Origin of the sequence: Actinomycetospora atypica, assembly GCF_042653685.1 — a bacterium.
Classification (GTDB): Bacteria; Actinomycetota; Actinomycetes; order Mycobacteriales; family Pseudonocardiaceae; genus Actinomycetospora; species Actinomycetospora atypica.
The window spans coordinates 18,167-38,433 of record NZ_JBHSIV010000015.1 but is presented as its reverse complement, the minus strand read 5'-3'; the positions used below and the strand labels follow the sequence as shown (position 1 = coordinate 38,433).

The window sequence follows — 20,267 nt, the reverse complement described above, 5'->3', positions numbered from 1 at the left end:
CGGTAGGGCACGGGCGGGGTCCGGTCGGGCCGCTGCCTAGGCTGGCCCACCGTGACCGCCCCGATCCTGCTCCGGCGCGCGCGCACCGCCGACGTCCGCGGCATCAAGACGCTGGTCGACGGGTTCGCGAACGACAACATCCTGCTGCGGAAACCGCTGGTCACGCTGTACGAGACCGTCCAGGAGTTCCGCGTCGCCGTCCGCGGCCGCGACGTCGTCGGCTGTGGCGCGCTGCACGTGCTGTGGGAGAACCTGGGCGAGGTCCGGACGATCGCCGTGGACCCCTCCGTGCAGGGTCATGGCCTCGGTCACACCCTCGTCGAGGAGCTCATCGCGCAGGCGCGGGCCCTGGGGCTGGCGAGCGTGTTCGTGCTGACGTTCGAGGCCGCGTTCTTCGAGCGCCACGGCTTCCGGGAGATCGAGGGCTCCCCGGTCAGCCAGGACGTCTACCTCGAGATGATGCAGTCGGCCGACGAGGGCGTCGCGGAGTTCCTCGACCTCGCCTACGTCAAGCCGAACACCCTGGGCAACACGCGGATGCTGCTCGATCTCTAGGGGTGCGCGAAGCGCCTGTGAGCACTAATCCGTGTCCACGGACGGATTAGTGCTCACGGGCCTCCGGCACCTAGGCGGCCATCCGCGGCGCGTCGAGGGTCGCCATCGGGCGGGTCCGAGTCGGCAGGACGACGCGGACGGAGAGCGTGCCCGTCGTCGAGGTGACCTCGACCGTGCCGTCGAGCAGGGCGGCCCGTTCGACGAGGCCGGTGGGCACGCGGCCGGAGCGGGCGGCGGGCAGGCGCCCGCGTCCGGAGGCGACCTCGAGCACCACCGCGTCGTCGCGGTGCTCCACGGCGACGCTGGCGGCCACGGGACCGGGCCGCGAGGCGACGTCGGTGACGAGCTCGGCGAGCAGGCGGGCGGCGAGCAGGCCGACCTCGGGGCGGTCGGTGCCGGGCACGCCGCAGACCACGACCGACGGGGGGCGCCCGGTGTGCCGGGCCCCGTCGAGCGCCGCGTGCTGGGCGGTGGCGACGAGCACCGCGACGCGGCCCTCGTCGAGGACGGCGTCGCCCTCGGGATGACCGCCGGGCGTGAGGTCGACGGCGGTGATCGTCGGGAGCACCCCGGCGAGGCGGTGGCGGGCGACGCGGGCGCGGCGGCGGTCGACGTCGTCGTCGGAGAGGCGGGTCAGCACCGTGAGCTCGGCGACGAGCGTCCGGTGGGTCGACTCGGGCAGGCCGAGGCGGCCCTGGCCGCCGCAGCGCCCGAGGGCGTCGACGGTGCTGAGCCAGTCGAGGCGGCGCACCGCGAGGGTGCGGCGCCGGCGGTGCAGCCCGACCCCCCAGGCGGCGGCCAGCGCCACCCCGAGCAGCAGGCACGCGCCCGACTCGGGCACCGCCTCGAGCGGGAGGTCGACGGCCCCGGCCACGGCGCCGGCCGCGGGGGCGGTCGTCGTCGCGAAGGGGGCGGCGACCGCGAGGACGCCGAGCACCACCACCAGCACCGCCGCCGAGGCGGCCAGCGGGGCGTGGCGGGCGGTGAGCCCGATCGCGACGGCGAGGGCCAGCACGAGGACGGGCCCGGCGGCCACGGTGCCGGGGAGCAGCACCGCGACCAGGGCGGCGAGGGCGTGGCCCGCGGCGCAGACGAGGGTCCCGACGACGAGGCGGGTCCGGCGCAGCCGGCCGTGCGGCACCTCGGCGGGGCCGGCGGGCACCGTGAGCCCGCCCAGGGCGGCGGCGCGGTGGGTGGCGCCGAGGGCGGCGCGGGCGTGGTCGGCGGTCTCCGCGGCCGGGGCCGCGGGGTCGAGCGAGATCAGCCGGTGCAGGTGCCCGGCGACGACGGCGCGCAGGTCGGCACCGACCAGCGCCCGCTCGTGCGCCACGGCCCGGGAGACGGCCTCGTCCTCCCCCGACGCCGATGACGCCGACGACGACGCGACGTCGGTCGTGTCGAGCTGTTCGATCATGTCCGTTCCCCCCGGCCCGCGTGGGTCTCGCCGCAGGAAGACTCCCAGACCGCCCAGTACCCCCTGCCGGGACACGCTGACCCGATCAGGCGTCCTCATCCATCCGGGAGAAGTCGACGTCGTCGGGGACGGCGGCCGGCGCCGGGGCCGGCTCCCCGCGGATCGAGGCCAGGAGGTCGGGCAGCTCGTCGGGCTTGAACAGCACGTCGCGGGCCTTCGAGCCCTCGCTGGGCCCGACGACGCCCCGGGTCTCCAGGAGGTCCATCAGCCGCCCGGCCTTCGCGAACCCGACGCGCAGCTTGCGCTGCAGCATCGACGTCGACCCGAACTGGCTCGTGACGATCAGCTCGGCGGCCTGGAGCAGGACGTCGAGGTCGTCGCCGATGTCGGGGTCGATCTCCTTCTTCTCGGCGGCGGCCTCGGTGGTGACGGTGTCGTCGTAGTCGGGCTCGGCCTGGGCCTTGCAGAAGTCGACCATCGCCGAGATCTCGTCGTCGCCGACGAAGGCGCCCTGCAGGCGGTTGGTCTTGCCCGCGCCCATCGGGAGGAAGAGCGCGTCGCCCATGCCGATCAGCTTCTCGGCGCCGGGCTGGTCGAGGATGACGCGGCTGTCGGTGAGCGAGCTCGTCGCGAACGCGAGCCGCGACGGGACGTTCGTCTTGATCAGGCCGGTGACGACGTCGACCGACGGCCGCTGGGTGGCGAGCACCAGGTGGATGCCCGCGGCACGGGCCTTCTGCGTGATCCGGACGATCGCGTCCTCGACGTCGCGCGGGGCGGTCATCATGAGGTCGGCGAGCTCGTCGACGATGCACATGATGTACGGGTAGGGCCGGTAGACCCGCTCGCTGCCGAGGGGCGCCTGGATCTTGCCCGACCGCACGTTCTCGTTGAACACGTCGATGTGGCGCACGCGGTTGGCCTGCATGTCGGCGTAGCGCTGCTCCATCTCCTCGACGAGCCAGGCGAGCGCGGTGGCGGCCTTCTTCGGCGAGGTGATGATCGGCGTGATCAGGTGCGGGATGCCCTCGTAGGGCGTCAGCTCCACCATCTTCGGGTCGATGAGGATCATCCGGACCTCGTCGGGCGTGGCCCGCGCCAGCAGCGAGACCAGCATCGAGTTGACGAAGCTGGACTTACCGGAGCCGGTGGACCCCGCGACGAGCAGGTGGGGCATCTTCGCGAGGTTCGCCAGGACCATCTGGCCCTCGATGTCCTTGCCGAGGCCGATGACCATCGGGTGGGTCTCGCGCCGGGCCGTGCTCGAGGAGAGCACGTCGGCCAGCCGCACCATCTCGCGGTCGGTGTTCGGCACCTCGATGCCGACCGCCGACTTGCCGGGGATCGGCGCGAGCAGCCGCACGTTGTCGGTGGCCGCGGCGTAGGACAGGTTGCGGTGGAGCTGGGTGATCTTCTCGACCTTCACCCCGTGCCCGAGCTCCACCTCGTACCGGGTGACCGTCGGGCCCCGGACGAAGCCGGTGACCTGCGCGTCGATCTTGAACTGGTCGAGCACGCCGGTGATCGCCTCGATCATGGCGTCGTTGGCGGCGGACCGGGCCTTCGGCGGGTCGCCGGCGATCAGCAGGTCGGGCGGGGGCAGGTGGTAGTCGGCCTCGCCCTCGGGCGGCTCGCGGTGGCTGGAGAACGACGCCGCCGCGTGCGGGTCGGTCTCGGTCTCCTCGACGACCGGCGGCGTCTCCGGCACCTGGGCGGCCGGGATGCGCCGGGGCTTCCTCGCCGGAGCGGGCTCCTCCTCGGCGACGGCCTCGGGGGCCGGCTCCGGCTCCATGACCGGCGCGGGGCCGTGCTCGCGGTGCCGGGCCGGGTGCGCCGCGGCGTCGTCGTCGGTGGGCTCGACGTCCTCCTCGGCGGCCTTCTTCCGTCGCTTCCTCGGCTTCTCGATGACCTCGGTCTCGGCGACCGGCTCCTCGTCGACGTCGTCGGCGCTGCCCCACTCGTCGTCGTACTCCTCGTCGAACGCCTCGCCGGTGATCAGGCACTGCACGCGGCGCGGGACGTCGCGGACCGGGGTGCCGGTGAGCACCAGCAGGCCGAACGCCGCCACCAGCACGAGGACGGGCATGGCCAGCCACACCGTGACCCCCGCGGTGAGCGGGTCGGCCACCCACGCGCCGAGCACGCCGCCGCCGGCCTGGCGCCCGGCGAGCAGCGGGGGCGCGCCGACCGAGAGGTGCCACACCCCGAGCACGCCGAGGGAGAGCAGGAGGGCGCCGACGACGGTGCGCGGGCGGGTCTCCGGGTCGGGGTCGGTCCGCATGAGCAGCACGGCGACGCCGAGCAGGATCACCGGGAGCCCGAGGGCGACCGAACCGAGCACGGTGCGGAACGCGATCTGGATGCCCGTGCCGACCGGTCCCCCGGCGCCGAGCCAGAGGCCCGCGGCGGTGAGCAGGGCGAGCACGACGAGGCCCAGGGCGACCCCGTCGCGGCGGTGCGCGGCGTCGATCTCGCGCCCACGCCCGATCGTGCGCGCGAGCGAGCCGAGCCCGCGGGCGGTGAGCGTCCAGGCGCCCTTCAGACCGCGGGCGACCGGCCCAGGGCCGGTGCGGCGCGGTGGCTGCCGGCGGGCCGGCGGCTTCCGGGCGGGCTGACGCCCGCGACCGGTGCCCGTCCGCGCCCCGGACCGCGACCGCGGGGCCGGCTGGGCCGCCTCCGTGGTGCGGGCGGGCGTGCGACCCCGGGTCAGGGGCCGACTGCGCGCGGAGGTGTCGGTTCGGGCCATGGCGTCACGGTAGACGGCGGACCCCACGCGTCCCGGGAGCCACACGCGTGCGGCAGTGAGGTCTACCCGGCCCGGGGAGCGGCGTCGATCTCCTTCGGGGTGAAGCGGCCGTCGTGCAGCGCCCCCTCGATCTGCTCGAGGCTGCGCCCGGTGAGCTCCGGCATCCGGTACCAGACGAAGATCCAGGCGAGGACGTTGAAGCCCGCGTAGACCCACATCGTCGCGCCGACCCCGATGCCGTTGATCATGGCGAGGACCGTGGTGGAGATCAGCAGGTTCGAGCCCCAGAGGCAGGCCGCCTGCACGCTGGTGCCCGCCGAGCGGACCCCCAGCGGGTAGATCTCCGACCCGGTCAGCCAGCCCATGAGCTGCAGCCCGCCGGCGTTGAAGACCATGAAGACGATGAGGCAGGTGATGATCAGCGGGATGCTGCCCGGTCCCCCGTCGCCGAGGATGAACACCAGGCCCAGCGCGAAGAGGGCGACCGCCGTGCCCGGGACCATGATCAGGGTGAGCCGCCGGCGCCCCACCCGGTCGATGATCGCGAGCCCGATCAGCATCATCACGAGGTAGGTGACGCCGAGGGCGACGCTGACGTCGAGGGACTGCGCGTCGGTGAACCCGTTGTCGACGAGGATCGTCGGGGCGTAGTAGATGATCATCTCGATGCCCGAGAGCTGGGTGAAGATCGCGACGCCGCAGCCGACGATCAGCGCGGGGCGCACCCAGGCGGCGCGCAGGCCCCGCCAGCCCCGGGTGCTCGCGGCGCGCTCGGCCTCCTCGGTCGACTCGATCTCCCCGAGCTCCGGCTCCACGTCGCGGCCCGACGGGCGGACCCGTTCGAGCACGGCCCGCGCCTCGTCGTCCCGGTCCTGCGACACCAGCCACCGCGGGCTCTCGGGCAGCCCGAGCAGGGCGCCCAGCATGATCGCGGCCACCACGGCCGTCGCGCCGATCGACCACCGCCAGTCGATCGACTCGGTCGCGCCGACGAGCGTCGAGACGACGATGCCAACCCCGATGGCCACCTGGAAACAGAGCACCAGCCGCCCGCGCAGCGCCGAGGGCGCGAGCTCGGCGACGTACATCGGCGCGGTCTGCGTGGCCCCGCCCACCGCGAAGCCGAGGACGAGGCGGGCGACCGCCAGCAGCACCGCGCTGGGGGCGAGGGCCGCACCGAGGGCCCCGATGACGAAGACGACGGCGATGAGAAGCAGGGTGCGGCGCCGCCCGATCCGCTCGGAGAGGGCCGAGCAGCCGAGCGCCCCGATCACCGCGCCGAGCAGGATGCTCGCGGTGACCAGGGACTTGGCCGTGTCGCCGAGGCCGAACTCCGGCGCGATCTGCAGGAGCGCGCCGGAGATGATGCCGGTGTCGTAGCCGTAGAGGCCGCCGGACACCGCCGACACCACGGCGACGAGCAGCATGCGCCCGGTCAGCTCGGAGGAGGGCGAGGACGGACGTGCTGTCACCTCGGTCACGATGGTCATCTCACCCCGTCGCACCCCGGAAGGCGAGCCGAACGGGCAAACGCTTACGTCAGACCGTCCGGGCCACCGCGCGCCGCACGATCAGCGGGGCCACGCCGGCGAACAGGGCGGTGACCACACCGAGCGCGAGGACCGCGCCGGAGAGCCCGCCGAGCGGGATCGCGACGGCGAGCAGCACGAGCGGGCAGAAGAACTGGCCGATGAACATCGCGGCGGTCCACATCCCGGTGCCCCGGCCGCGCTCGGCGAACCCGAGACCCGAGAGCGCCCAGGTCAGCAGCGTCGGCAGCAGCAGGCCGGTGCCGGCGCTGGCGATCACGGCGCCGACGGCGATCACCGGCACGGACGAGGAGATCCCGACGACGACGAGGCCCACCCCGGCGAGCGCGAGGGCGACCGGGAGCAGCACGGCGGGGCCGCGGCGGGCGACGCGGCCGAAGGTGAACCCGCCGGCCGCCGTCGCGAGCGAGGCGACGGCGCTGACGAGGCCGATCGTGGCGGTGGAGGTGACGCCGACCGAGGCGAGCACGAGCGAGAGCTCCGCGATCGGCGTGTAGAAGACGATGCCGCCGAACAGGGTGACCAGGCACGGAACGGCGATCAGGCGCCACGGCACGGGCGGGAGCGCCGCGGCCGGGGTGCGCCCGGTGTCGCGCACGAACGCCGCGACGAGGGCCGCGATCACGAGGCTGGCGGCGTAGAGGACGAAGGGCGCGCGCCAGCTGACGGCGCCGAGGGCACCGCCGAGGCCGAAGAACACGGTGGCCGCGAGCGTCGTCGCGATGGTCTGGCGGGCGAACCAGCGGTCGCGCGCGGTGCCGTCGAAGAGGTCGGCGAGCATCGTCGTGCAGGCGGTCATGATCGCGGCCTCGCAGATGCCGACACCGACCCGGCTGCCGACGATCGCGCCCAGCGAGTCGAGGTAGAGCGGCGCCGTGCCGAACAGCGCGTAGATCACCAGCGCGACGACGAGCACCCGCTTGCGCCCGGCCGCGTCGACCAGGCGGCCGGCGAACGGGGCCAGGAGGCCGATCATCAGCGCGGGGGCGGTGAGCACGATCGGGACGAGGACCTCGACGCCCGCCGTCGTGGAGAACGCCTCCATCAGCCGCGGCAGCACCGGTGCGAGCAGCACCGACCCCAGGATCGGCAGGCAGCTGCCCGCGAGCAGGATCGCGCCCGGCCCCGTCCCCCGCCCGGTCCGGGCCGCCCTGCCCTGGTCCTCGTCCTGGCCGATCACCGTCACGGTCGTCCTCCACGTCACTCGGGGGGCCGTGATCGGCACCACACGTGTGGCGAGTGTCGGGGCGGGCGACCGGTGATCGGAAATCACTCCGGTTGGGGGTCGCCATCCGTCCGGTCGATGACGGGCGCGGGGAGCTCGGCCCCCACGTCGGCGACCAGGCCGCGCAGCCAGCGGTGGGCCGGGTCGGCGTCGTACATGGGGTGCCACCACATCGCCTCGACCAGCGGGGCGGCGGCGAAGGGGCACGGCAGGACCCGCACGCCGTCGTCGGGCCGCAGCCGCGCGGCGAGCCGCGCCTGCACCAGGGCGACCCGGTCGGTGCCCGCGACGAGGTCGGGGATCGGCAGGAACGACTCGACGACGACCTGCGGGCGCGGCTCGATGCCGTGGGCGCGCAGCTGCTGGCTGGCGGGGGTGAACGCGGTGGGTCGGTGGTAGACGGTGACCCACGGCAGGGCGGCGAGGTCGTCGAGGGTGACGGTCTCCCCCACCCGGTCGTTGCCCGACGCCACGAGCACCACCCAGGTGTCCTCGTAGAGGTCGAGGAAGGGCAGGTCGTCGACGAAGCCGTGCGGTAGCAGCAGTCCGTCGACCCCGCGGAGCCGCTCGGCGGCGCCCACCACGTCGTCGGGCCGGTGCGGGCTCAGCCGCAGCCGCGCGCCCGGGGCGTGCCGGGCGAACGCCGCAGCCAGCGGCGGGCCGAACACCGTGGTGGCGTAGTCGGAGACGAGCAGGGTGAACTCGCGGGTGGTGGCGGCCGGGTCGAAGTCGGGCGCCGCGGAGAAGACGCGCTCGATCCCGCCGACCGCGGTCTCCACCCGGTCGACGAGGCGCACGGCGAGCGGCGTCAGCTCGTAGCGGTTGCCGACGCGGGTGAGGAGCTCGTCGCCGAAGTGCCGGCGCAGCCGGGCGAGGGCCGCGCTGACGGCGGGCTGGGAGAGCCCGAGCACGGCGGCGGCCCGGGTGACGTTGCGCTCGCCGAGCAGGGCCCGCAGCGAGAGCAGCAGGTTGAGGTCGAGGTTGGCCAGCCGGAGGGCCCGGGGCGGGGCGTCGGGGGACGGCCCGGCCGCGGTCGACCTCGACCCGTCGCGCATCGGACAGGGATACCGCACGCGGGCGCGCGGGGACAGGTGACCTCAGGCCGCGGTGGTGTCGCGCAGGTCCACCCACGCCCCGTCGTCGCGCCGGACCTGGGCCCGGAGCAGCTCGCCGACCATGCCGGAGGTGACCACGACGGTCAGCTCGGAGGAGCCGACCGGGGCCCGCAGCTCCTTGTCGCCGTAGAACACCGATCCCCGGTCGACCTGCTCGCCGTCGACGAACACCCGGACCTCGTTGAGGACGACGCGCCGGCGATCGAACTCGATCTCGACCCGGTGGCCGTCGACGTCGGCGCGGTAGCGGGCGTGCTGCGAGGCCATGGTGCTGCCTTCCGTCGAGTTCCGTTATCCCGGGTAACGTATCGCGCGTGCCCCGTCCCCGCGACCCCGAGATCGACCGGGCCGTCGTCGCCGCCTGTGTCGAGCTGCTCGACGAGGTCGGCCGGGCCGGCCTCACCCGGGCCCTGGTGGCCCGCCGGGCCGGCGTGAGCCTCCCCGCGGTGAACCGCCGCTTCGACGACATCGACGACGTGCTCCTCGCCGTCGCCGCCACCCCCGGCGCCGAGCCGGAGGAGCCGGGCCCGACCGGGGAGGACCTGCGGGCCTTTCTCGTCCGCACCCTCACCCGGCTCTCGCGGGCCTTCGCGGCCGGGGCAGTCCGACGCCCGGCCGCCGAGCTGCTGGCCGCGGCCGCCGGCGACGAGCGCATCGAGAAGGCGTTCGGGGCCTCCCTCGCCGACGTCCGGGCGGCGGGGATCGAGCACGTGCGGCGCGCGCAGCGCGAGGGCGCCGTCGCGGCGGACCTCGCCCCCGACCTCGTGCTCGACCTCGTCCACGGGTCGGCCTACTACCGCCTGCTCTGGCGCGGCGAGGCCGTCACCGCCGCCGAGGTGGAACCGCTGGTCGACGTCGTGCTCCGGGGCTGCGGGCCGTCCCGGTAGCCCCGGGGATCGACCGCATGGATGCCGCCCATCACCAGTTCGCTCTTCCGGGCCGACCGTGACCGCCCGCACAGTCGTGGGGCACACGCCATCGACGTCGCGGAGGAAGCATGATCAGGGTGGGGACCTTCTCGAGGCCCGGGGAGGATCGACCGTTCCCGGGGCTCGTGACCGACGCGGAGACCGTCGTCGACCTCTCCGACCTGGCCGCTGCGGCCTCCCCCGTCGCTGCGCTCGCCCCGACCACCCGCGACCTGCTGACCGCCTGGGACACGGTGCTCCCGGAGCTCGACACCCGCACCGGCGGCGAGCCGCTGGCGGGCCTGCGGGTGCACGCCCCGCTCGAGCCCGGCCAGATCCTCCAGTCGGGCGCGAACTACCGCACCCACGTCATCGACCTCGCCGCCGCCCACCACGCCGAGCGCGGCACCCGGCCCGACGACGAGATCCGGGCCGAGGTCGCGGAGCTCATGGACCGCCGCGCCGCCGAGGGCACCCCCTACCTCTTCATCGGCCTGCCGTCCGCGGTCACCGGCCCGTTCGACGACGTGACGATCCCGGCGTGGACGCAGAAGTTCGACTGGGAGCTCGAGCTCGCCGCGGTGATCGGCCGCGAGGCGTTCCGCGTCGACCGCGAGCACGCCCTCGACCACGTCGCCGCGTACACCATCGCCAACGACCTCACCGCCCGCGACCAGGTGTTCCGCCGCGACATGCCCGAGATCGGCACCGACTGGTTCCGCGGCAAGAACGGCCCCGGCTTCACCCCGCTCGGCCCGTGGCTCGTGGCCGCCCGCGACGTCGGCGACGTCGGGGACCTGCGCATCCGCCTCGAGCTCAACGGCGAGGTGATGCAGGACGAGACCACCAAGGACATGCTCTTCGACGTCGCGGCCCTCATCGCGGCGGCCTCGGAGATCACGCCGCTGCGCCCGGGCGACCTGGTGCTCACCGGCAGCCCCGCCGGCAACGGCATGGCGCTCGGCCGGCTGCTGCGCGACGGCGACGTCATGACCGGGACCGTCGGTCCGCTCGGCACGCAGCGCACGCGGGTCGTGGCGGAATGAGCACCGACACCAGCGCGATCGTCGCCGCCGGGTTCGACCCCGCCGAGCCCGAGGACGCCGTCGCCGCCACCGCGGCCCGCGTCTCGAACTGGGGCCGGTGGGGCCCGGACGACGTCCTCGGCACCCTGAACCTGCTCACCCCGGCCAAGCGCCTCGAGGGCGCGGCCTGCGTCCGCACCGGCGCCACCTTCTCGCTGTCCCAGCCGTTCGACGAGGCCGGCCCGCAGCACGGGTGGAGAAAGCGCACCAACCCGGTGCACACGATGCTCGGCACCGGCCACGAGGCCCTCGACGGCGAGTTCCCGCACGGCATCGGCGGCGCCGACGACGTCATCGCCATGCCCCTGCAGTGCTCCACCCAGTGGGACGGCCTCGGGCACATCTTCGACCACGGGCACGCCTGGAACGGGCGGAACGCCGCCGAGGTCGTCCGGGTCGAGGGCGACCTGCTCACCGGCATCGAGACCGCCGCGGCCCACCTCGCCGGGCGCGGGGTGCTCCTCGACGCCGGGCGGGCCCTCGGCGACGCCCGCGGCGAGCTCCCCGACTCCTACCCGATCACCGCCGACGAACTCGACGAGATCGCCGCCGGCCAGGGCGTCGAGATCCGCGAGGGCGACATCGTCTGCGTGCGCACCGGCCAGTACGCCCGCACCCGCCGCGAGGGCTGGGGCGGCTACGCCGGCGGCCCCGCCCCCGGCCTGTCGTTCACCACCGCCGAGTGGCTGCACCGCACCGGCATCGCCGCCATCGCCACCGACACCTGGGGCGTCGAGGTGCGGCCGAACGAGTTCGAGCCGGCCTTCCAGCCGCTGCACCAGATCGCGATCCCGCACCTGGGCCTGTTCCTCGGCGAGATGTGGGACCTCGACGGTCTCGCCGAGGACTGTGCGGCCGACGGCCGCTACGAGTTCTTCCTGACCGCCGCGCCGCTGCGGATCACCGGCGCCGTCGGCTCCCCCGTCAACCCGATCGCGGTGAAGTGATGGCTCCTCGCAACGTGCTCGTCGTCGGAGGTGGCGCCGCCGGCGCCGCCACCGCGATCCTCCTCGCCCGGGCGGGGGTGGCCGTCGACCTCGTCGAGGCGGCGCCCGACGTCACCGGCAGCGGCTCGGGCATCACCCTGCAGGGCAACGCGCTGCGGGTGTTCTCGGACCTCGGCGTGCTCGACGACGTCCTCGCGCACGGCTACGCCTTCGACGTCCTCGGCCTGCGCACCCCCGACGGCACCGTGATCGCGGAGTTCCCCGACGCGAAGACCGGCGGGGACGACCTGCCGGCCACCGTCGGGATGCCGCGTGCGGTGATGGCCCGCCTGCTGCTGGAGCGGGCCGCGGCGGTCGGCGCCAAGGTCCGGATGGCCACCCGCCTCGAGTCCGTCACGCCCGACGGGCACGCGTCCCTCTCCCAGGTCGATGGTCGAGCTCCGCTTCGCTCCGTCTCCGGCGCCACCGCCCAGACCTACGACCTCGTCGTGGGAGCGGACGGCCTCAACTCCGGCGTGCGCTCCGCGATCGGTATCCCGACGACGCCCGAGCCGCTCGGCATGGGCATCTGGCGGGTGTTCACGACGAGGCCCGCGAGCATCACCCGCACCGACCTCACCTACGGCGGCGCGGCCTACATCGCCGGGTACTGCCCGACCGGCGACGACTCGATCTACGCGTACCTCGTCGAGGACGCCGCCGACCGGACCGGCCTGTCCGGCGACGAGCGGCTCGCGACGATGCGCGACCTCGCCGCGCACTACGGCGGGCCCTGGACCGAGATCCGGGAGCGGATGACCGACGCGGCGCGGGTCAACTACACCTGGTTCACCCACCACGTCGTTGACGGCCCCTGGCACCGCGACCGAGTGGTCCTCGCCGGCGACGCCGCGCACTCCTGCCCGCCCACCCTCGCCCAGGGCGCGGCGCAGGCCCTCGAGGATGCGACCGTCCTGGCCGACGAGGTGCTGCGCAGCGACGACCTCGAGTCCGCCCTGACCGCCTACTGCGCACGCCGGCAGCCGCGGGCCGGGGCCGTCGTCGGGAACTCCGTGCAGCTCGCGCACTGGCTGCTCGCCCACGAGCCGCCGCCCCAGGCCGGCGGCACCGCCGACGTCCCCGGCCTCATGGCCCGCACCTCCGCGCTGCTCTCGCAGCGCCCCTGAAGGGATTCGAGATGGACCGCCTGATCACCCACCTCCGGCACGTCGACCTCGGCGTGCCCGACTTCGACCGCCAGCTCGCCTTCTACCGCGACCTCTGGCAGCTCTCGCCCGAGACCACCGACACCGGCATCGCGTTCCTCGCCGCCCAGGGCTCGCCCGAGCAGTACCAGGTGCGGCTGCGCGCCGACCGCGAGAAGCGCGTCGACCTCATCGCGTTCGGCGCCGGGACGGCCGCCAACGTCGACGCCCTGGCCGAGAAGCTCGGGCGCGAGGGCGTCACCCTCGTGAACACCCCCGACAAGCTGCAGACCCCCGGCGGCGGCTACGGCTTCCGGTTCTTCGACCTCGAGGGCCGCACCATCGAGGTGTCCTCCGACGTCGCGGTGCGCGAGCACCGCAAGATCGCCGAGGGCGAGTCGGTCCCGGTCAAGCTCTCCCACGTGGTGATCAACTCGCCGCAGCCCGAGGCGCTCGTCGCCTGGTACGACCGCCACCTCGACTTCAAGCTCTCCGACACCCTCACCTCCCCGCACATGGGCGAGATGATGTATTTCCTGCGCTGCAACCCCCAGCACCACTCGCTCGCCATCGCGCGCTGCCCGCACGTGTCGCTGCACCACGCGTCGTTCGAGCTGCGCGGCATCGACGAGTACATGCGCGGCACCGGGCGGCTGCTCCGCGCGGGCGTCGAGAAGGTGTGGGGCCCCGGTCGGCACATGGCCGGGAACAACACGTTCTCCTACTTCCTCGACCCGCAGGGCAACACCGTCGAGTACACGACGGAGCTGGAGTCGCTCGACGAGGACAGCTGGCACCCGAGCCTCTACGACACCAGCGACCCGATGGTCTCCGACCAGTGGGGCACCGCGAACCCGATGAGCGAGTTCGTCGCGAAGAAGTCGTTCAACGACCCCGACCGCGGCGTCTTCGTCGCTCCCCCCGTCTGATGCGGATCGCCAGCGTTCTTCACGACGATGCCGTTCGCGTCGGCGTGGTCGTGGACGACCACGTTCACGTGCTCGACTCCGCCGTGACCGTGCTCGACCTGCTGCGCTCGGGCTCGCTGCTCGAGGCGGGCACCGACGCGCTGCGCCGGCCGGCCGTCGCACTCGACTCCGTGCGGCTGCTCGCGCCGCTGCAGCCCCCGACGGTGCGCGACTTCGTCACCTTCGAGGAGCACGTCGAGGGCGTGCGCCGCGGGGTGTCGGGCGAGGCCGGCGGGGTCCCCGACGCCTGGTACGACGCGCCGACCTTCTACTTCTCCAACCCCTACGCGACGATCGGTCCCGACGACGACGTCCCGGTGCCGCCGGGCTGCTCCGTGCTCGACTTCGAGCTCGAGGTGGCCGCGGTCATCGGCCGGACGGGGCGCGACCTGTCCCCTACCGACGCGACCGGCCACATCGCGGGCTACACGGTGCTGAACGACTGGTCGGCCCGCGACGTGCAGGGCCGCGAGATGCAGGTGGGCCTCGGCCCCGCGAAGGGCAAGGACACCGCGACGACGCTGGGCCCGTGGCTGGTCACCGCCGACGAGTTCACGCCCGACCCCGACGGCTTCCTGCCGCTGGCCCTGCACGCGGCGATCAACGGCCGCACCGTCGGCGAGGACCTGCTCTCGAACATGGGCTGGACCTTCGGCGACCTCGTCGCGTACGCCTCCCGGGGCACCGAGGTGCGCCCCGGCGACGTCCTCGGTTCCGGGACCTGCGGAAACGGCGGCTGCCTCGGCGAGCTGTGGGGCCGTGGCGTCGCCCGCGACGAGCTGCCCCCGCTCGCCCCGGGCGACGTGGTGACCCTGACCGTCGAGGGCATCGGGACCCTGACCAACCGCGTGGTGCCCGGCGTCGAGCGCGTGGAGATCCCGCCCGCCCGGGTCCGTCCGCGCACCCGCCCGACGCAGAAGGAGAACGTGTGACCCCGACGGTCGACGTCCACGCCCACCTCCTCGTCGGCGCCGCCGAGGCCCTCGTGGCCGACGAGCCGGCCCTGGGCGCCGCCCGTGCCGAGGAGGGTCGCGCCGCCGGGCCGGCCTCCTCGCGGGTCAACCGCGAGCAGATCGGGGCCCTGGTCCCCGACCTCACCGACGTCGGGCGCCGGCTCGCCGCCTGCGACCGCGCCGGGATCGACGTGCAGCTCGTCAGCCCCATGCCGATCCACCACTACTGGGCCGACGCCGACCTCGCCGGGCGCTACGCCGCCGCGGTCAACCAGGGGGTCGCCCAGCACTGCGCCGCCGCGCCCGACCGCCTCGTCGGCCTGGGCACCGCCCCGCTGCAGCACCCCGACCTCGCCGTCGCCACCCTGCGCCGCGCGATGGACGACGGGCTCCGGGGCGTGGAGATCGCGACGTTCGTGACGGGGCCGGACGGGCGTCGTCGGGAACTGGACGACCCGTCGCTGGCGCCGTTCTGGGCGGCGGCGGCCGAGCTCGAGGCGATCGTGTTCCTGCACCCGTGGGGCTGCACGCTCGGCGAGCGGCTCGACGTGGGCTATCTGTCGAACACGGTCGGCAACCCGGTGGAGACCACCGTGGCGCTGTCCCGGCTGGTCGCCGCGGGCCTTCCGGACGAGGGCTGCCGGCTGCTCACCGCGCACGGCGGCGGCTTCTTCCCGTACGGGACGGCCCGCCAGGACCACGCCTGGCACGCCCGGACCGGCGACCGCGTGGCTCCGGCCCCGCCGAGCGCGGCACTGCGGCGGTTGTGGTTCGACTCGCTCGTCTACACCCCCGAGGCCCTGCGGTTCCTCGTCGCGGCGGCGGGGGCCGACCGGGTGGCGCTCGGGACCGACTTCCCGTTCGACATGAGCGTGACCGACCCGCGGGAACGCCTCGCGGCGGCGGGACTCGACCCGGCCGAGGCGGAGCTGGTGCGCGCCGGCTCGGCCGCCGCGCTGCTCGCCCCCCGGGGCGCGCCGGTCGCCTGAGGCACTCACCGGTCGGCCCGGGCGACGAGCACCACGCCCGACCCGACCGGCCCCGGCGCCGGGAGCCGCAGCTCGGCCACCAGCTGCAGCCCGGCATGCTCGATCAGTGCGACGAGCTGCTCGGGCCGCCACCGGTGGGTGGTCCACCGCACCGGGACGCCCCCGTAGGCCTCGGTGCGGACGAGGTCGTCGTCGCCGACGTGGAACGCGACGATGAGGTGGCCGCCCGGCATCAGCGCCCGGGCGAACGAGGCGAGCACGGGCGGCAGGACGTCGCGCGGCAGGTTGAACAGCGACCACCAGCCCATCAGCCCCGCGAACGACCCGTCGGCCAGGTCGAGCTCGGTCGACGACCCCACCTCGAACCGGCAGTGCGGGTACGCCCGCCGCGCGTGCTCGACCATGCGGGGCGAGAGGTCGACGCCGGACGCGTCCACGCCGCGCTCCACGAGGTAGGCCGTGACCTGGCCAGGTCCGCACCCGACGTCGAGGACCGGGCCCCGCCCCACGACCGCGTCGGCGAACACGTCCATCGCCGCCCTGAGCCAGGGATGGGCCCGGATGTCGCCGAGACCGGTCGTCGTCACCATCTCGACGTAGGCGTCCGCCGCCCGGTCGTACGACTCGCGGACCACGTCGAGATCGGGCGGCCGCGGGATCGCTGTGTCCATGCGCGGCACCATGACAGAGCCCCCCGACAGCCTCGGCCGTCGCTACCCTGCGGCGATGACCGACGACGCCCGCGCCCGGGTCCGCGACCAGGCCCTCGGGATCGCCGCCGGGTGGTCCCCGCCGGGCGCGCCGGACTCCTGGGCGCTCACGGCGGCCACCTTCCGCGCCGTCGCCGACGAGGAGGTGCTGCTCGACCTCGCGGTCGCGGTCCCGCCGGAGAAGCTGCCGCCGCTGCTCCTCTCGGCCGCCCTGCAGTACCTCGTCGGGCGCGACCACCCCGAGCCGCTCGCGGGCTACTACCCGACCCCGGGCTCGGGGCAGCCCCCGCTCGACGACGCCTTCGCCCCCACGTTGGCCGCCTTCGCCGCGGAGAACGCCACCGAGCTCGCCGAGCTGTGCCGGGCGCACCGCTACCAGATGAACGAGGTGGGCCGCAGCGCCGACGTCCTGGCGGTGCTCGGCGAGGTGCTCCGCGACGCCCCCGACCGGCCGATCGCCCTGGTCGACCTCGGCACCGGGGCGGGCCTCGGCCTGCACCTCGACCGCTACCACTACCGGTTCGGCGACACGGCCGGCGTCGGCGACGAGTCGTCGCCGGTGCAGCTCGTGTGCGCCCTGCGCGGCGCCACCCCTCCCCTGCCGCGCGCGGTGCCTACGGTGGCCGCCCGGGTGGGCGTGGACGCCGAACCGCTCGACCTCGCCGTCGACGAGGTCCGCGCGTGGCTCGCCGCGTGCGTCCCGCCCGAGACCGGCGCGGTCGACCGGTTCGCGGCCGCCTCCGCGATCGCCCGCGAGCACCCGGCGACGCTGGTCCGCGGCGACCTGGTCACCTCGCTCGCCGACGTCGTCGCCGGCCTGCCCGACGACGCCCTACCGGTGCTCGTCGACACCTACGTGCACGTCTTCCTCCCCGACGACGACCGCGAGCGGTTCCGCGCGCTGCTCCCGACGCTCGGGCGGGACCTCGAGTGGATCTCGGTCGATCCGCTGGTGCCGCTCGGCCCGGACGGAAGTGACAGCGTCCAGGGCCTGCCGGTCCCCGACCGGGCGGTCGCGGCGTGCCGGGAGGGCGTGACGGGCGTCGTCGGGCGGGTCTCGGTGCGCGACGGCGCGGTGTCGGGGCGGGTCCTCGGGCTCGCCCACCCCGGGGCGGCCTGGCTGGAGTGGCTGGCCTGACCCGTCGGCGCCGACCCCTCAGTCGGCCCGCGCCACCACGAAGAGGCGGCGGAACGGGAACCAGGTCGAGCCGTCGGGCCGCGCCGGGTAGGCCTCGCGCAGCCGTGGGGCGAGCTCGGCGGTGTAGGCGGCGTACTCGTCGTCGGACAGCGCGTCGCGGACCGGGCGCAGGGCTGTGCCGGAGATCCAGCGCAGCACCGGGTCGTCACCGGTGAGCCGCTGCAGGTAGGTGGTCTCCCAGACGTCGACCGCGGCGGCCCCGGCGAGGTCCTCGGCGTAGTCGGCCGGATCGGCCACGGTGGCTGCGTCCTGCAGGGGGACGCCGAAGTGCTGCGCGGTCTCCCGGGCCAGCACGTGCGAGGGCGCCCAGAAGTTGCCGGGCACCTGGACCGCGAGCCACCCCTCGTCCGGGAGGCCCTCGAGCCAGCGCCGCAGCAGCTCGCGGTGCCCGGGCACCCACTGCAGCACCGCGTTGCTCACGATCACGTCGCCCTCGGGCTCCCAGTCCTGCACGGACGCCTGCACCGCGTCGACCCCGCGCTCCCGGGCCGCGGCCACCATCTCGGGCGAGGAGTCGAACGCGCTGATCCGGGCGCCGGGCCAGCGGCGCGCGAGCACCTCCGTCAGGTGGCCGGGCCCGCACCCGGCGTCGACCACGTGGCGCGGCTCGCGGGCGCCGACCCGGGCCAGCAGGTCGGCGAACGGGCGCGAACGGTGGTCGTCGAAGTCGAGGTAGAGGCCCGGGTCCCAGGTCACGCCCATGGCGGTCAGGCTACGCCCGCGGTGATCAACACCGCGCCCGTGACGCCCGCCCCGAGCAGGCCCCCGACGATCACCTGCGCGAGCGTGTGCGCGGTCAGCCGCAGGCGCGCCCACCCCACCACCGGGACCGCGAGCCACGACAGCGCCCACCACCCGCCGCCGAGCAGGGTCAGCACGCACGCGGCGGCCGCGACCACCGCGACGTGGAAGCTGACCTTCCACCACAGCGTCACCGTGGTCGCGACGAGCACCGTCACCAGGACCGCGACCTGCAGGGCCACGATCGGGCGCGGCGCCCCCGCGAGCGCGAGGACCGCGAGGCCCACGAGCACGGACGCGGCGGCGAGCCCGAGCGGGACCGCCCGCTGCTCGCGGCGCGAGAGGTGATGGTCGGTGTAGCGGCCCTGCCGGACGCCGACGTCGACGATCGCGGCCGGGATCACCACCGTGAACACCATCCCCAGCAGGGACCACGCGATGCCGGCCGGACCCGCCGCGAGGGCGCCGACCACCGGGTAGAGCACGGCGAGCAGGACCGTCGGGGAGGTGACCGTGCTGATCCGCACTGCGGTCGTCGTCACGCATCCAGTGTCGACGAGACCGGTTCGGTCCGCCGTCCGGGGAGGTTCACCCGTTCGTGAGCTCACGCTCGGGCGCGTCGTCACGACATGGTGAGTACATACCTCCGAAGGAGTGGCTCATGCCGGTCGAGCACTACCCCGCACCGCCGCCGCCGGGGCCGCCCGCCCCCGGCACGGTGCTGCCGTACGACCTGGGCCTCACCCTCGACCGGATCGCGTCGACCGCCGCCGACCTCGAGCTCCCGAACTACGCCCGCACGATCGACTGCCTGCTGGGCGGCAGCGCGAACTTCGCCGTCGACCGGTGGGCCGCGGCCGACATCCTGCAGCTCGACCCCCTCGCGGAGTGCCGGGCCCGCGCCAACCGGGCGTTCGTCCGCCGGGTGATCCGCTGGGCGCATCAGCGCGGGATCGACCAGTTCCTCGACCTCGGCTGCGGCATCCCGTCGATCCAGTCGGTCCACGGCATCGTCCACGCGGTGAACCCCGACGCCCGGGTGGCCTACGTCGACCTCGACCCGGTGGCCGTCGCCCACGCCCGCGAGCTCGTCGCCGACATGCCGCGGGTGACCGTGACCTGGGGCGACCTCCGCGCCCCGGCATGCGTCCTGAGCGCCCCCGACGTCGCCGCGGTCCTCGACCTCTCCCGACCGGTCGCCGTGCTCGCCTGCGGGGTCCTGCACTTCGTCCACGACGACATCGCCGCCCTGCTGCGCGACTGGCGCAGCCGACTCCCCGCGGGCAGCGTGCTCGCGGTGAGCCACGGGGCGCGGGTGCGCCGGCCCACCGTCGACCTGCTCGACTCGACCTACTCGCGCAGCGTCGCCGGGATCGCGGTGCGCACCGAGGAGGAGATCGCCGGGCTCTTCTCGGTCATCGACCCGGTCGCCCCGGGCGTCGTCGACGTCGTCGACTGGCCGCACCCGGGCACCGGCGGCCGCCGGGCGGTGGGCTACCCGGCCGCCGTCGGCTTCGTCTGAGGCTCAGACGAGCGACAAGCCGGTCGAGACCGCCGCGAACGCGAGGACGAGCAGCGCGGTGCGGCCGTAGTGGAGCCGGTCCCAGCGCCCGACCTGGTCGCGCCAGTCGGCCGGCGCGTCGCCCTCGCTCCACGTCCGCACCCGGTCGTTGATCGGCACGAGGAGCGTCACCGACAGCACGATCGCGACGACGAGCAGCGCGATCCCGACCCCGACGGGGACGACCGCGGCGCTCCCCCAGCCGAGGACCAGCCACAGCACGCCGAGCAGCGTCGCGCCGATGTACCAGAACGGCATCAGGCGCCCGAGCACCGTCGCCCCGGCGCTGCGGCCCAGCAGGCCCGCCGTCCCGGGCAGCCGGTCGAGGATCGGGTTCACGAAGACCGCCACCGCGAACTCGACCCCCACCAGCAGGCCCACCACCACGACCGTCACCACGGCGACAACGTCCATCGGA

The 20,267-nt window shown here is 74.8% G+C and carries 20 protein-coding genes; 10 read left to right on the top strand and 10 right to left on the bottom strand.

Annotated elements, in window-relative coordinates; translation table 11 throughout:
* The first annotated feature begins 51 nt into the window (after window positions 1–51).
* A complete protein-coding gene (locus tag ACFPBZ_RS15425) occupies window positions 52–555 on the top strand; it encodes an amino-acid N-acetyltransferase (RefSeq protein ID WP_378036961.1) in 504 nt (167 codons plus the stop codon).
* Window positions 556–625: 70 nt separating this feature from the next.
* Here ACFPBZ_RS15425 and ACFPBZ_RS15420 read toward each other — a convergent pair whose 3' ends face one another.
* From ACFPBZ_RS15420 to ACFPBZ_RS15395, 6 genes are all read right to left on the bottom strand, one after another.
* Window positions 626–1,969, bottom strand: a complete 1,344-nt coding sequence (locus ACFPBZ_RS15420; protein ID WP_378036960.1) for a hypothetical protein — start codon at window positions 1,967–1,969, stop codon at window positions 626–628.
* 85 nt (window positions 1,970–2,054) lie between these two features.
* Complete coding sequence (locus ACFPBZ_RS15415) at window positions 2,055–4,715, bottom strand: DNA translocase FtsK 4TM domain-containing protein (RefSeq protein ID WP_378036959.1); 2,661 nt, start codon at window positions 4,713–4,715, stop codon at window positions 2,055–2,057.
* A 62-nt stretch (window positions 4,716–4,777) separates the two neighbouring features.
* Complete coding sequence (locus tag ACFPBZ_RS15410; protein ID WP_378036958.1) at window positions 4,778–6,187, bottom strand: sugar porter family MFS transporter; 1,410 nt, start codon at window positions 6,185–6,187, stop codon at window positions 4,778–4,780.
* Window positions 6,188–6,254: 67 nt separating this feature from the next.
* Window positions 6,255–7,451 carry an MFS transporter gene (locus ACFPBZ_RS15405; protein WP_378036957.1) on the bottom strand — a complete coding sequence of 399 codons (1,197 nt, stop codon included), beginning with the start codon at window positions 7,449–7,451 and terminating at the stop codon, window positions 6,255–6,257.
* An 83-nt stretch (window positions 7,452–7,534) separates the two neighbouring features.
* A complete protein-coding gene (locus ACFPBZ_RS15400; RefSeq protein ID WP_378036956.1) occupies window positions 7,535–8,545 on the bottom strand; it encodes a LysR family transcriptional regulator in 1,011 nt (336 codons plus the stop codon).
* Window positions 8,546–8,587: 42 nt separating this feature from the next.
* On the bottom strand, window positions 8,588–8,872 hold the full coding sequence (locus tag ACFPBZ_RS15395) for a hypothetical protein (protein WP_378036955.1): 285 nt from the start codon (window positions 8,870–8,872) through the stop codon (window positions 8,588–8,590).
* Window positions 8,873–8,919: 47 nt separating this feature from the next.
* Here ACFPBZ_RS15395 and ACFPBZ_RS15390 point away from each other — a divergent pair, with 47 nt between their 5' ends.
* The 7 genes from ACFPBZ_RS15390 to ACFPBZ_RS15360 all read left to right on the top strand — a co-directional run bounded on the left by ACFPBZ_RS15390 (window position 8,920) and on the right by ACFPBZ_RS15360 (window position 15,639).
* Window positions 8,920–9,492 (top strand): TetR/AcrR family transcriptional regulator, encoded by a 573-nt coding sequence (locus tag ACFPBZ_RS15390; protein WP_378036954.1) that lies wholly within the window; start codon window positions 8,920–8,922, stop codon window positions 9,490–9,492.
* 110 nt (window positions 9,493–9,602) lie between these two features.
* A complete protein-coding gene (locus ACFPBZ_RS15385) occupies window positions 9,603–10,559 on the top strand; it encodes a fumarylacetoacetate hydrolase family protein (RefSeq protein ID WP_378036953.1) in 957 nt (318 codons plus the stop codon).
* Window positions 10,556–11,545 carry a cyclase family protein gene (locus tag ACFPBZ_RS15380; RefSeq protein WP_378036952.1) on the top strand — a complete coding sequence of 330 codons (990 nt, stop codon included), beginning with the start codon at window positions 10,556–10,558 and terminating at the stop codon, window positions 11,543–11,545. Before ACFPBZ_RS15385 ends, ACFPBZ_RS15380 begins: the two co-directional genes overlap by 4 nt.
* Window positions 11,545–12,711 carry an FAD-dependent monooxygenase gene (locus ACFPBZ_RS15375; protein WP_378036951.1) on the top strand — a complete coding sequence of 389 codons (1,167 nt, stop codon included), beginning with the start codon at window positions 11,545–11,547 and terminating at the stop codon, window positions 12,709–12,711. The genes ACFPBZ_RS15380 and ACFPBZ_RS15375 overlap by 1 nt, the downstream gene beginning before the upstream one ends.
* 11 nt (window positions 12,712–12,722) lie before the next feature.
* On the top strand, window positions 12,723–13,658 hold the full coding sequence (locus tag ACFPBZ_RS15370) for a VOC family protein (RefSeq protein WP_378036950.1): 936 nt from the start codon (window positions 12,723–12,725) through the stop codon (window positions 13,656–13,658).
* Window positions 13,658–14,629: a fumarylacetoacetate hydrolase family protein gene (locus ACFPBZ_RS15365; protein ID WP_378036949.1), complete on the top strand. Its 972-nt coding sequence runs from the start codon at window positions 13,658–13,660 to the stop codon at window positions 14,627–14,629. Before ACFPBZ_RS15370 ends, ACFPBZ_RS15365 begins: the two co-directional genes overlap by 1 nt.
* A complete protein-coding gene (locus ACFPBZ_RS15360) occupies window positions 14,626–15,639 on the top strand; it encodes an amidohydrolase family protein (RefSeq protein ID WP_378036948.1) in 1,014 nt (337 codons plus the stop codon). Before ACFPBZ_RS15365 ends, ACFPBZ_RS15360 begins: the two co-directional genes overlap by 4 nt.
* Window positions 15,640–15,644: 5 nt before the next feature.
* On the opposite strand, the gene ACFPBZ_RS15355 is transcribed toward ACFPBZ_RS15360, so the two are convergent.
* Window positions 15,645–16,310 (bottom strand): class I SAM-dependent methyltransferase, encoded by a 666-nt coding sequence (locus ACFPBZ_RS15355; RefSeq protein WP_378036947.1) that lies wholly within the window; start codon window positions 16,308–16,310, stop codon window positions 15,645–15,647.
* A 55-nt stretch (window positions 16,311–16,365) separates the two neighbouring features.
* On the opposite strand from ACFPBZ_RS15355, the gene ACFPBZ_RS15350 reads away from it, so the two are divergent.
* Complete coding sequence (locus ACFPBZ_RS15350) at window positions 16,366–17,487, top strand: DUF2332 domain-containing protein (protein ID WP_378036946.1); 1,122 nt, start codon at window positions 16,366–16,368, stop codon at window positions 17,485–17,487.
* An 18-nt stretch (window positions 17,488–17,505) separates the two neighbouring features.
* On the opposite strand, the gene ACFPBZ_RS15345 is transcribed toward ACFPBZ_RS15350, so the two are convergent.
* Both ACFPBZ_RS15345 and ACFPBZ_RS15340 read right to left on the bottom strand, forming a co-directional pair.
* Window positions 17,506–18,249 (bottom strand): trans-aconitate 2-methyltransferase, encoded by a 744-nt coding sequence (locus ACFPBZ_RS15345; protein ID WP_378036945.1) that lies wholly within the window; start codon window positions 18,247–18,249, stop codon window positions 17,506–17,508.
* A 5-nt stretch (window positions 18,250–18,254) separates the two neighbouring features.
* The gene (locus ACFPBZ_RS15340) at window positions 18,255–18,830 is read right to left on the bottom strand and encodes a hypothetical protein (RefSeq protein WP_378036944.1); all 576 of its coding nucleotides are present in this window, start codon (window positions 18,828–18,830) and stop codon (window positions 18,255–18,257) included.
* A gap of 119 nt (window positions 18,831–18,949) precedes the next feature.
* Here ACFPBZ_RS15340 and ACFPBZ_RS15335 point away from each other — a divergent pair, with 119 nt between their 5' ends.
* Complete coding sequence (locus ACFPBZ_RS15335; protein WP_378036943.1) at window positions 18,950–19,810, top strand: SAM-dependent methyltransferase; 861 nt, start codon at window positions 18,950–18,952, stop codon at window positions 19,808–19,810.
* Between the two features lie 3 nt (window positions 19,811–19,813).
* Here the strand turns inward: ACFPBZ_RS15335 and ACFPBZ_RS15330 are convergent, their stop codons facing one another.
* The gene (locus ACFPBZ_RS15330) at window positions 19,814–20,263 is read right to left on the bottom strand and encodes an anthrone oxygenase family protein (RefSeq protein WP_378036942.1); all 450 of its coding nucleotides are present in this window, start codon (window positions 20,261–20,263) and stop codon (window positions 19,814–19,816) included.
* Window positions 20,264–20,267 lie beyond the last annotated feature (4 nt).

What these genes read in the sequence shown, in the direction of transcription:
- ACFPBZ_RS15400 (WP_378036956.1), bottom strand. Translation starts at nt 8,545, where the DNA reads ATGCGCGACGGGTCGAGGTCGACCGCGGCCGGGCCGTCCCCCGACGCC.
- ACFPBZ_RS15420 (WP_378036960.1), bottom strand. Translation starts at nt 1,969, where the DNA reads ATGATCGAACAGCTCGACACGACCGACGTCGCGTCGTCGTCGGCGTCA.
- ACFPBZ_RS15395 (WP_378036955.1), bottom strand. Translation starts at nt 8,872, where the DNA reads ATGGCCTCGCAGCACGCCCGCTACCGCGCCGACGTCGACGGCCACCGG.
- ACFPBZ_RS15385 (WP_378036953.1), top strand. Translation starts at nt 9,603, where the DNA reads ATGATCAGGGTGGGGACCTTCTCGAGGCCCGGGGAGGATCGACCGTTC.
- ACFPBZ_RS15380 (WP_378036952.1), top strand. Translation starts at nt 10,556, where the DNA reads ATGAGCACCGACACCAGCGCGATCGTCGCCGCCGGGTTCGACCCCGCC.
- ACFPBZ_RS15335 (WP_378036943.1), top strand. Translation starts at nt 18,950, where the DNA reads ATGCCGGTCGAGCACTACCCCGCACCGCCGCCGCCGGGGCCGCCCGCC.
- ACFPBZ_RS15345 (WP_378036945.1), bottom strand. Translation starts at nt 18,249, where the DNA reads ATGGGCGTGACCTGGGACCCGGGCCTCTACCTCGACTTCGACGACCAC.
- ACFPBZ_RS15415 (WP_378036959.1), bottom strand. Translation starts at nt 4,715, where the DNA reads ATGGCCCGAACCGACACCTCCGCGCGCAGTCGGCCCCTGACCCGGGGT.
- ACFPBZ_RS15370 (WP_378036950.1), top strand. Translation starts at nt 12,723, where the DNA reads ATGGACCGCCTGATCACCCACCTCCGGCACGTCGACCTCGGCGTGCCC.
- ACFPBZ_RS15355 (WP_378036947.1), bottom strand. Translation starts at nt 16,310, where the DNA reads ATGGACACAGCGATCCCGCGGCCGCCCGATCTCGACGTGGTCCGCGAG.
- ACFPBZ_RS15350 (WP_378036946.1), top strand. Translation starts at nt 16,366, where the DNA reads ATGACCGACGACGCCCGCGCCCGGGTCCGCGACCAGGCCCTCGGGATC.
- ACFPBZ_RS15330 (WP_378036942.1), bottom strand. Translation starts at nt 20,263, where the DNA reads ATGGACGTTGTCGCCGTGGTGACGGTCGTGGTGGTGGGCCTGCTGGTG.
- ACFPBZ_RS15365 (WP_378036949.1), top strand. Translation starts at nt 13,658, where the DNA reads ATGCGGATCGCCAGCGTTCTTCACGACGATGCCGTTCGCGTCGGCGTG.
- ACFPBZ_RS15375 (WP_378036951.1), top strand. Translation starts at nt 11,545, where the DNA reads ATGGCTCCTCGCAACGTGCTCGTCGTCGGAGGTGGCGCCGCCGGCGCC.